Genomic DNA, 10,483 nt, shown 5'->3' with positions numbered 1-10,483 from the left:
ATAAATATAGTTTTAAACGAGACTTTAAATTAATATGAATGTGATGATGGTTCAGAATGTCCTCTAAAACAACAATGTATGAACTTCAAATCAAAATCAAATAAAAAAATAATAAAAAAAAGACAATTTCTATATTATTTCAATAGAAATTGTCTTTTTTTATTTATCTTGGAACTTTATGTTCCAGCCTCTTTTTGTTAGTCAAATAACTTTATGCCCCAAACTCTATAGATTGTTATCAAGTATTGTACAAATAATACAATTAGGATCACTAAGACATTAGAATTCTATTTCATTAAGTTATCATTCTAGAACACAAAAATATTTCTAAAATGGCGGTCGGCCTAAAATGTCCTCATTAAATTGTTCTGGTATTAAAATTTTACGCATTATGACTCCTAAATCACCATCATCATTTTCATGTTTAGCGTATATTTCATAACCCCGCTTTTCATAAATGTTTAATAACCAAGGGTGCAAACGTGCTGATGTTCCTAAGGTTACCGCAGCAGCTTTTAAAGTATCGCGTAAAAAGCTCTCCTCTACACATTTTAAAAGTTGACTCCCATACCCTTGTCCATCATATGTTGGTCGTGTTGCAAACCACCAAACGAACGGATAACCTGAAATGGGTTTTACACTACTCCATGAATAACAGACCGTAATCGTTGAAATAATTTCTTTTTCATTTTCAAGTACAAATGTAGTATTTTGTCTTAAATTATCCCTAACCATTTCAAGATCAGCGTGAACTGATGGCCAATCAATACCAAGTTCTCTTAAAGGGGTAAAAGCAACTTGCATGATGCTATGTAATTCTTCAGCATCTTGTTCATGTGCCACCCTAATATTAATATTCGACATATTTTTCACTCCTTAAGTACTGAACATCCACATGAACAATAGATTAAATTTTTTATAAGTGCGAGTCAATAAATGTTTATTATCATTTTTATAAAGTGTCAAGATTCTATTACTGATAAAAAAACCTGGAATATCTGTAAATATCCCAGGTTTATAAACGTATAGAAGCATAAGACAGAATTCTAAATATAATAACTTTATTTTTAAAATCTAAAATAGATTTCGAGTTTGAAGTAGGGCAACGTAACTACAGAACTAAAGCCTCACTCATCTTCTCTATTTCGAGATTTCATCTCTCTAATCTATATATCACTTCAATGATGCAATGATACTTTATAATTTAAACACTTTCAACATGAAGCAAGACATCCATTTCTATCACACTTGAAGATGTCAATATGATAAAAACTAGTGATTAAATCTCAATTACTTAATAGTCCCCTATGGTTGAAGGCTGTCACGTTTACCGTTCAAATATGCATACACTAATCCAATAAAAATGCCTCCACCGATATAGTTTCCAAGGAATGCAAAAACAATATTTTTCAGCACACCCAACCAAGATAATCCATCCATATTAAAGAACATCATACCTGCATATAATCCAGCATTAAAAACAACGTGTTCATAACCCATAAATACAAAGACTATCACTCCACAAGCTATAAAGAATGCTTTGGCTAATCCTTCTTTAAACTGCATTGAAATAAAAATACCGATATTAATAAAGAAATTACAAAATATACCTTTAATCAAAATGTTTAACCAAGTCGATTCTACTGTTTTTTTATGTACTAATGCTGTTAAGCTATCTGTCATTTCTGGCGTCATAACATGTGCATATTTCATTAGGAAAAATAAAATAAATCCACCTAAGATATTACCTATAAAACAGAAAATAAAAATCCATATCATTTTACTTACACTAATTGCTCTATAATACCAACCAACAGTCAGATACATAAAATTACTTGTTAATAATTCAGAGTTGGTTAACACAACTAATACGAGACCTAAACTAAACGCAATAGCTCCCATCAGATTGATTAAACCGTCGTTATGCGTTGAAGCGAATTGTGTTTTAATTGCTAACATAAAAACTGTAACGATTGATAATAGAAACCCAGCCATGATTGCTTTCAACGTATATCTCATGGGTGTTTCTTTTGCCATCACTTGTTTGATTTGTGCCTGACCAACGATATTCTGAATAATAGATTTTGTTGCATAAGTATCTTCAATACTTTTGTTGTTCTTGAACATGTCTTCTCATCCTATCCACATTATTATTCTCACACTTATTATATAAGTAAGAATGACATATGTGTATATTAAATTTTATTTATAGGATATAGAAATTTTAAAAAAAGTTTATATACATAGCATTTTCAATAATTAAACAATATAACTGAAAACTTTATGACATTTCATCAAAGTGTAACGATTTACTCAAATTTTTTCACGTTTCTTTGGTTAGGTATACGATCGAGATGTATGTCACTTTTGATTTAGTAATTTCTCTAACTGATTAAGAGTTGAATTCATACCTTGTTCTACACCCATATCTATCGCTTGCTGGGCAGCACCTTCAGTTGGAAAAGTCGATGTAGATGTTACAGTAGTCTTTCCTTTTACTTCTTCAAAATTCAAAGTAATATGCATACCAGGCATACTTGTGTCTTTTTCCCCTTTTGAGGTAGCAAAATAGTCTAAATACTCTATATAATATGGTGCATCCACTTGCAGATATTCAGCAATAGTATAACTTGTCATCTGAGGCGCTTGAATAGCATAAAAAGCGCTTCCACCTTTCGTAGCATTAAAATTATAAACTGTGACAGATGCGTCTTGAGGATGAAACCATTGTTCAAATAGTTCCCGCTTTGTATAAGCATCAAATACCTTATTAATTGGTGCACTAAAAGTTCTAGTAAAAATAATCTTATTTTTCTTTTTTTCTATCGTCATATATGTACCTCACATTTTAAAAAATCAATTGCCTCTATATTAACAAAAATAATACGCTTAAGATAATTTCATTAATTCTAAAATATCGAAGAAAATTCAGGAAAACATCACGCTTGTTGCTAAAAACAAATTAAATATGATTAATACACGCCCGTTTTTGATTAGCAAGCGACTGTCAAAATTAAAAAACACCCGAGACAATGATTAGTCTCAGGCATTTTAAATAAATAAAGATTAATATATTAACTAATATTACAGATACTTTCACTTTTCGTTTTCTAGCAACATCTCGTAGTTAGAAAAGTCATATGGATCTTCAACCTTGGTATCATTAACAAACGCTGTAGGTGTTTGCTTGATGTGATTTTTCTTCGCAATTTGTTGATCTTCCTTGGCTTTTTTCCACGAGATGGAACCTTTAGTTTTATAATCAGTCTTTATTTTTTTCTTTCTGTCATCACTGATACTTAATTCATCAATTTGCTTATCAACAAGACGTGTTGTAATCCATTGCTTATGTTCATCTTTTTGTTGATTAAACATTAACTTCTGAAATTCAAGTGACTTCTTGGGAGCATAATGATTTACCGCATGCTGCGCTCTTGAACCTACAATTGAATCTTTTCCTAAGAATGCCAAATTCACATATTGATATTTAATTTTGTTTGTATCAATATACTTCTTCTTAAGCTTTGGCATTACGCGATCTTCTGTTTTTTTACAATAAGGGCACTTATAATCACCGTATATTACCACTACAGGTTTGCTATTATTAGAATGCTTTGGAGAGTCCATTGGACCTGAGCAACTGTATAGCAAAACCATACATAAAATCATCAATAATCCGATTAATTTTTTCATCGTTTCTCCTTTTCCTAAAACGATTAATACATATTCTCTTCTTTGTAGTCAGGCTCATGAGATTGGTAGTATGCTTTTGCATTAAAGTCTTTATTATAATATGCTTTTTTATCTTTAAATTCATAAGTATAGTAACGCGCTTCAGCATCATCACTAAGTGGTTTATACTCCAATACAACATATTTTCCTTTGTCAAACACATAAATATTGGCATCTTTTTTATCAAAATGTTTAACTTCATCACCTGAATCGTTTTTGGCAATTTTTTGTTGCTTTTTCTCTTGTAGTTTAACCGCTTTATCTATTTTGTCTGCGTACTCGTGGCTCATGCAACCTGCTAATAATAAAGTTAGTACACTAACCCCGACTAATAACTTCCTCAACATACTCACTCCTACTCACGCTATCTATATCTATGTCATAGAACTTCAAGTTAATCTCTTTTTACACTTAACATATCAAACAATGTCAATATATCTTTAGCTCTACGTTTACAATTAGCATGTTATTTAATCTAAGCAATTCTTTCAACTTAAATTTTATCACATTCTCTTTAGAGGTACGATCTTCATTAACTTATTTTTTTATACCTCTTACTTTTTAAATCTATTCTCTTTTAAATAAAACGGCCTCATACGAAAGTATGACACAATTTTTTATGTTATGATGTGTAAGGATGTTTAGGGTTTGGTAATATATATCATGACGATAAAACATGGAAATTGACTTAGAGGTGAAGAAATATAATGAAATTTGTAAATTTAACTTCTGAAGAATTCGAGCAATTTACTTCAGAAAATTTCTCGCATTACACACAATCCAGTATACATTATAATAATAGATCGAAAACAAAAGGTGACGTACATTTAGTGGGAGTTAAAGATGATCAAGAAGATGTCATTGCTGCGTGCTTATTAACAGAGGCACGTTCTCTAAAATTCTTTAAGTATTTCTACACACATAGAGGACCAGTCATGGACTTTAACAATTTAGTTTTAGTTCGCTTCTTTTTTAAATCACTTACTGCTTATTTAAAAAAACACAATTGTTTATATGTACTCGTTGACCCTTATGTATTAGAAAATTTACGTCAACCTAATGGAGAAATCATTGAATCCTTTGATAATCGCGCATTGATTAAAACAATGGAAGAATTAGGCTATAAACACCAAGGATACACTGTAGGTTATGATACAATGAGCCAAATCCGCTGGTTATCAGTACTTAACCTTAAAGATAAATCTGAAGATCAATTATTAAAAGAAATGGATTACCAAACACGTCGAAATATTAAAAAGACTTATGAAATGGGTGTTAAAGTTAAAACATTACCCATTGAAGAAACAGATACATTTTTTGAATTATTCAAAATGGCTGAAGAAAAACATGGCTTTAAATTCCGTGAAGAGCCTTATTTTGTTGAGATGCAAAAAACGTATGAAGATCATGCTATGTTAAAACTTGCTTACATCGATTTACAAGATTATTTAGATACGTTGCAAACTAAACATCAAAACCTTAATCAACAACTAAAAGATGTTGAAAAAACATTAGAAGAAAATCCAAATTCTAAGAAAAATAAAACGAAACATACACAAGTCAAGCAACAATTCGATAGTAATGCGCGTAAAATCAGACAAACTAAAGAGAAAATAGCAGAAGAAGGTCAAGTTCTTCATCTTGCTGCAGCATTATATATTTATAATGATCACGAAGTGTATTACTTATCAAGTGGCTCTAATCCTAAATATAATGCTTATATGGGAGCATATCGATTACAATGGGATATGATTCAATTTGCAAAAGAACATAATATCGATAGATATAATTTCTACGGTGTTACCGGAGACTTTAGTGAAAATGCCGAAGATGCTGGCGTTCAAAAATTTAAAGAAGGATTTAACGCTAAAATTTATGAATATATTGGTGATTTTATTAAACCAATTAAACCACTGTTTTATAAAGTTAAACAAGAGTTAGAAAACCGTAGATAATTATTAATTAGCAAATAGGAATCGAATTCTAATCAATTCGATTCCTCCAACCTAGATAAAAAACTAAATATCAATGCACACGAGTTTAAGTCATTGACTTTCTATACACTCAAAGGAGCCTGAGACATTGCAATTAATGTCTCAGGCTCCATTTCTATAATATTACTATTCTATTTTTCATTAATCACATTTAAAAATCGCTGAAGCTCTTCTGTTTTGGGGTGATTAAATATATCTTCAGGCGTACCTTGTTCTGCAATGACGCCCTCATGAATAAAAGCAATTTGATTGGAAACTTCTTTGGCAAAACGCATCTCGTGAGTCACAATGACCATTGTCATCCCTTCGTCAGCCAATTCTTTAATGACTTTTAATACATCATTGACCAATTCAGGATCAAGTGCAGATGTTGGCTCATCAAATAACATCACTTTAGGATTCATAGCTAATGCACGTGCAATTGCGACACGTTGTTGTTGCCCTCCTGATAAAGCATGTGGCCGTTGATCTTTAACATGTACCAATCCAACCTTAGCCAATAAATTCATTGCTTCTTCATTAGCCGTTGCTTTATTCATCTTTTTAACTGTTATAAGACCTTCCATAACGTTTTCTAATGCAGATTTATGTGGAAATAAATTATAATTTTGAAAAACCATTCCTGATTGTTGTCTTACTTTAATTTGAGATTTCTTATCTTTAGCAGTATATGTCATGCCATTGACATAAACTGTACCTTCAGTAGGTATCTCTAAAGCATTAATCATTCTAAGTAAAGTCGTTTTACCTGAACCTGAACGTCCAATTAGTGTCACAACTTCACCTTGATTAATTTTCAAGTCAATACCTTTAATCACTTCAGTTTCATTAAAAGACTTATGGATATGAGACAATTCAATCATGAGCGATACCCTCTTTCAATGCGTGATTCATACCATCCTTGGATAATTGAGATGACAAAACATACGACCCAATACATTAAAGCTACTAACAAATAAATAGTTAGATACTCATACGTTGTCGAAGCAACTTCTTGTGCCTTTCTAAACATTTCTGCAACAAGAATAAATCCAAGTAATGATGTATCTTTAATTAAACTTAAAAATGTGTTTCCCAGTGCTGGTATAGATACACGAATGGCTTGTGGTAAGATAATACGTTGCACAGTTTGTCTATAGTTCATACCTATCGAATAAGCCGCTTCTGTTTGTCCTTTAGGAATAGACAATATACCTCCTCGGATAATTTCAGAAGCATAAGCACCAACATTTAAAGATAAACCAATGACTGCAGCAATAACAGGTGCAAGTGTCCATTGATTATCAGCATTGTTAGTTACCAATCTTCCAAGCTCCGGTATACCGTAAAAAATAATAAATAACTGTACAATCATAGGTGTACCACGAATAATTGATACATAGACACGCGCAATACCTCTAAGTAATTTACTGGTTGATATACGCATAAGTGCAGTAAACAATGCAATGATTAAACCTAGAATGAAAGTGACCAAAGTAATAGGGATTGAGTATTTCACCAATCCCTCTAACATTGGACCAAATGCTTGTTTGGCTGCATCTAATGCATGTTGTTGTTCATTATTCAGGTTTAGAAACATCTTGACCAAACCATTTCTTACCAATTTTAGCTAATTCACCATTATCTCTAATTTTTTCTAGGCCTTTATTAAATTTCTCAATCGTTTTTTCATCAACCTTCTTAGAGAATGCAAATGCTGATTTATTTTGTTCTGCATGTCCTTTGATTGCTTTAATTTTCGCGTTAGGCTTTTGTTTTCTGTAATCTAAGTAAGATAAACTGTCGTTAAATGTACCATCTACGCGTTTAGATAATAGTAAGTCCATTGATTGGTTAAATCCATCTACCTTAGTAATGTCTGCACCCTTATCTTTAGCCAATTGACCATAGTTAGACGTAAACGTTTGTGCTAACTTTTTACCTTTTACATCATTGAATGATGTAATACCTTTTTCGTTTTCACGAACAACAAGTACAGCACTTGAATATGTGTAAGGTTCAGAGAATTTATATTTTTTCTCTCTATCTTTATTCACACCCACTTGATTTGCAATAACATCAAAACGACCAGCATCTAACCCTGCAAACATTGAATCCCATGACGTTTCATTAAACTTAAGTTTAAGATTCTCTTCTTTTGCAACGGCTTTAATCACATCAATATCATAACCTGTTAATTGATCTTTTTTATTATGGTAAGTAAAGGGCGCATATGTACCTTCAGTACCAACTCTTAACGTATCCTTGTCTTTACTGCTTGATTGATTATCTTTATTGTTAGATGAATTGTTGCCACAGGCTGCTAAAACAAAAACAAGTGCAACAATGCAAAGTAAAAGTCTTTTCATTTAATCAAACCCCTTATTCTTATTATTCTAATCGGAATAAAAATATTTTATCCCGTTATTACATAATAGTCAATAAAGAGTTACTTGCTAACAAGTGTTCAGAAAGTTCAAACTCTATAAACTATTAGTTTAAATGGTATATACAAATCGTAATAATTACTATTTACAAATAACTTAATTTCTTTCATAATAGTGTTATACAAGGAGGAAGATAAAATGAAACAGAATTTACAAACAGCAAGACGCAACTTCAATAGTCCTAACATCAAAACACGAAAACGTGCTTTAAAAATAATAAAACAGCATCAACGTTCGAAATAAATGTGACAATCGTCAATTATTTTAATTTAATCCACTCAATAACTTAGGTTTCACAAGTTTATCTATCATTTAATTGTTTTAAATATCACTTCACACAAAAAATAAGCCATTCAATGAAATCAATACTGACCATTGAATGGTTTATTTATTATGATATGAAAATGTTCTAAACTATATACATCTTGTTATAAATAATATTTATCCTTAACAACTAAATCATCTGTAAGTTCATATACTAGTGGTGCTCCTGTTTTAATTTCATATCCAACGATATCTTCTTCTGATAAACCTTCTAAATACTTAATTAATGCGCGAATGGAATTTCCGTGGGCCGAAACAAGTACAGTTTTATCATCTAATAAGTGTTGTGAAATATGATCAGTCCAGAACGGAACAACGCGTTCTAATGTATCTTTCAAACTTTCACAATAAGGCATCATACGGTGATCAATATGTTGATAGCGACGATTTTTTAAATATGCTTCTCGTTGTTCTTCACTTTCTCTAGGCGGACGGACATCATATGAGCGTCTCCATTGATGCACCTGATCTTCTCCCCATTTTTTTCTCGCATCATCTTTGTTTAAACCTTGTAAACCACCATAATGTCGTTCATTTAAACGCCAACTTTTATGGACTGGAATCCACTGTTGGTCAGAACCTGCTAAAATATGTTGTGTTGTTTCTAAAGCTCTAGTGAGTAAAGAGGTAAAAGCAATATCAATTTCAATTTGATTGTCGTAAATTTTTTTACCAGCTGATTTCGCCTCTTCAATGCCTTGTTTTGATAGTTTGACATCGGCCCAACCTGTAAATAAATTTTTGGCATTCCATTCACTTTGTCCGTGTCGACATAGTATTAATTGTGGCATAAATCAAAACTTCCTTTCTATAATCTAAATGTAGTTACAATGAATTAACTACAAATCTATTTAAATATCAATCAATGTAGTAATTCCATTAAAATAGCACTAGTAATAAATTGTTTCTTTTTTTCTACCCTTACTTTTATTATATAACTATAATTCTTAATTTCCCAAATGATAATATGGCTATTTTAGTAATTTCCAGATAATGATTCTGGTTTAAAATAAAAAAGCCAACCACTACCTAATGGTCAGGTAATGATTGACTACTTATATATTTTATTTTACTTCGTCTTTTGTAATATAGGGTTCTGGATGTACATATACAGACGAAATTCCTTTACTATGTAAATGAATTTCAACTTTATCACAAATCTGATGCGCTTCATAAAGTGAAAGATAAGGATCTACTACAATGGTCACATCAATAAAGATACTACTCCCATGATATCTACCTTTAATATTATTAACATCAATTACATCTTCAACTTCTAATATGTCTAGTCTGTATTCCTCTAAATCTTGTTCATTGAAACCATCACTTAGCGTAAAAATCGACTCTTTAAAAATTCCAAAACCTGTAAACACGATTAATAAACCTAAAATATTTGCCAATATAATATCGATAATTGGAAATCCAATTTGTGTGAACAATAGACCAATGGCAGTGCCAATACTCACTAAACTATCAGATAAATTATCTTTAGCTGCTGATTTTAATGAGCTACTTTTCGTTCTTTTAGATAATCGATAATTAATAGCAAAGACACATAACATCACAAGACCACTGATAATACTTATAATAATAGTAATAAAGTTAGGAATATGTGTATCATGTGTAAACAATCTCGGAAAGTTTTCTATGATAACTTGTATTCCCACAAACATGATAATGAATGATACTAACAATGTGGAAATATTTTCAGATTTTAAATGCCCATATGGGTGGTTTTGATCAGCAGGTTTAATAGAGATTTTAAGTCCGACGATAACTGCTACTGAAACTAAAATGTCTGTCATGTTATTTAAAGCATCTGCTCTAACTGCCGCCGAATCATAAACATATCCAGTCATATATTTAGCAATTGAAAGTATAATATAGATGACTAAACTAAGATATGCACCTCGTTGCGCTAACTTCAAATTTTCATTTTGAGTCACCTTCACTTACCACCTTTATTTTTTGCTAATATTAGTATGAATTATCAGTTCCACAATGACA

The 10,483-nt window shown here is 31.2% G+C and carries 12 protein-coding genes; 2 read left to right on the top strand and 10 right to left on the bottom strand.

The annotated features are described in order from the left end of the window. Positions 1-327 precede the first annotated feature (327 nt). The 5 genes from HMPREF2663_RS07425 to HMPREF2663_RS07405 form a co-directional block, all read right to left on the bottom strand. The gene (locus HMPREF2663_RS07425) at positions 328-864 is read right to left on the bottom strand and encodes a GNAT family N-acetyltransferase (protein WP_070846120.1); all 537 of its coding nucleotides are present in this window, start codon (positions 862-864) and stop codon (positions 328-330) included. 441 nt (positions 865-1,305) lie between these two features. Continuing rightward, entirely contained in the window at positions 1,306-2,127 is an 822-nt protein-coding gene (locus tag HMPREF2663_RS07420) for a formate/nitrite transporter family protein (protein WP_070846118.1), read from the bottom strand. Positions 2,128-2,361: 234 nt separating this feature from the next. Continuing rightward, complete coding sequence (locus tag HMPREF2663_RS07415) at positions 2,362-2,832, bottom strand: SRPBCC family protein (RefSeq protein ID WP_002447189.1); 471 nt, start codon at positions 2,830-2,832, stop codon at positions 2,362-2,364. A 264-nt stretch (positions 2,833-3,096) separates the two neighbouring features. Beyond that, complete coding sequence (locus tag HMPREF2663_RS07410; protein ID WP_070846115.1) at positions 3,097-3,693, bottom strand: DsbA family protein; 597 nt, start codon at positions 3,691-3,693, stop codon at positions 3,097-3,099. A gap of 23 nt (positions 3,694-3,716) precedes the next feature. Beyond that, positions 3,717-4,079: a DUF4467 domain-containing protein gene (locus HMPREF2663_RS07405; protein ID WP_002447187.1), complete on the bottom strand. Its 363-nt coding sequence runs from the start codon at positions 4,077-4,079 to the stop codon at positions 3,717-3,719. Between the two features lie 360 nt (positions 4,080-4,439). On the opposite strand from HMPREF2663_RS07405, the gene HMPREF2663_RS07400 reads away from it, so the two are divergent. Continuing rightward, on the top strand, positions 4,440-5,687 hold the full coding sequence (locus HMPREF2663_RS07400; protein ID WP_002447186.1) for an aminoacyltransferase: 1,248 nt from the start codon (positions 4,440-4,442) through the stop codon (positions 5,685-5,687). Between the two features lie 170 nt (positions 5,688-5,857). Here HMPREF2663_RS07400 and HMPREF2663_RS07395 read toward each other — a convergent pair whose 3' ends face one another. Genes HMPREF2663_RS07395 through HMPREF2663_RS07385 form a run of 3 tightly spaced genes read right to left on the bottom strand, consistent with a single transcriptional unit; the run spans position 5,858 to position 8,074 of the window. Then, on the bottom strand, positions 5,858-6,589 hold the full coding sequence (locus HMPREF2663_RS07395; protein WP_002447185.1) for an amino acid ABC transporter ATP-binding protein: 732 nt from the start codon (positions 6,587-6,589) through the stop codon (positions 5,858-5,860). Continuing rightward, on the bottom strand, positions 6,586-7,305 hold the full coding sequence (locus HMPREF2663_RS07390; RefSeq protein WP_001831576.1) for an amino acid ABC transporter permease: 720 nt from the start codon (positions 7,303-7,305) through the stop codon (positions 6,586-6,588). The genes HMPREF2663_RS07395 and HMPREF2663_RS07390 overlap by 4 nt, the downstream gene beginning before the upstream one ends. After that, on the bottom strand, positions 7,286-8,074 hold the full coding sequence (locus HMPREF2663_RS07385; RefSeq protein WP_002447183.1) for a transporter substrate-binding domain-containing protein: 789 nt from the start codon (positions 8,072-8,074) through the stop codon (positions 7,286-7,288). Before HMPREF2663_RS07385 ends, HMPREF2663_RS07390 begins: the two co-directional genes overlap by 20 nt. A gap of 216 nt (positions 8,075-8,290) precedes the next feature. On the opposite strand from HMPREF2663_RS07385, the gene HMPREF2663_RS12325 reads away from it, so the two are divergent. Beyond that, positions 8,291-8,395 (top strand): putative metal homeostasis protein, encoded by a 105-nt coding sequence (locus tag HMPREF2663_RS12325; protein ID WP_141762239.1) that lies wholly within the window; start codon positions 8,291-8,293, stop codon positions 8,393-8,395. A 185-nt stretch (positions 8,396-8,580) separates the two neighbouring features. Here HMPREF2663_RS12325 and HMPREF2663_RS07380 read toward each other — a convergent pair whose 3' ends face one another. Beyond that, complete coding sequence (locus HMPREF2663_RS07380; protein ID WP_002447182.1) at positions 8,581-9,267, bottom strand: 2,3-diphosphoglycerate-dependent phosphoglycerate mutase; 687 nt, start codon at positions 9,265-9,267, stop codon at positions 8,581-8,583. 273 nt (positions 9,268-9,540) lie between these two features. Next, entirely contained in the window at positions 9,541-10,422 is an 882-nt protein-coding gene (locus HMPREF2663_RS07375) for a cation diffusion facilitator family transporter (protein WP_070846113.1), read from the bottom strand. Between the last annotated feature and the right edge of the window lie 61 nt (positions 10,423-10,483).

The sequence above is a fragment of the Staphylococcus sp. HMSC077D08 genome (genome assembly GCF_001837945.1).
In the GTDB taxonomy this organism is placed as follows: domain Bacteria; phylum Bacillota; class Bacilli; order Staphylococcales; family Staphylococcaceae; genus Staphylococcus; species Staphylococcus epidermidis.
The sequence above is the reverse complement of the archived record's forward strand: the minus strand, read 5'-3'. Positions and strand labels throughout refer to the sequence as shown.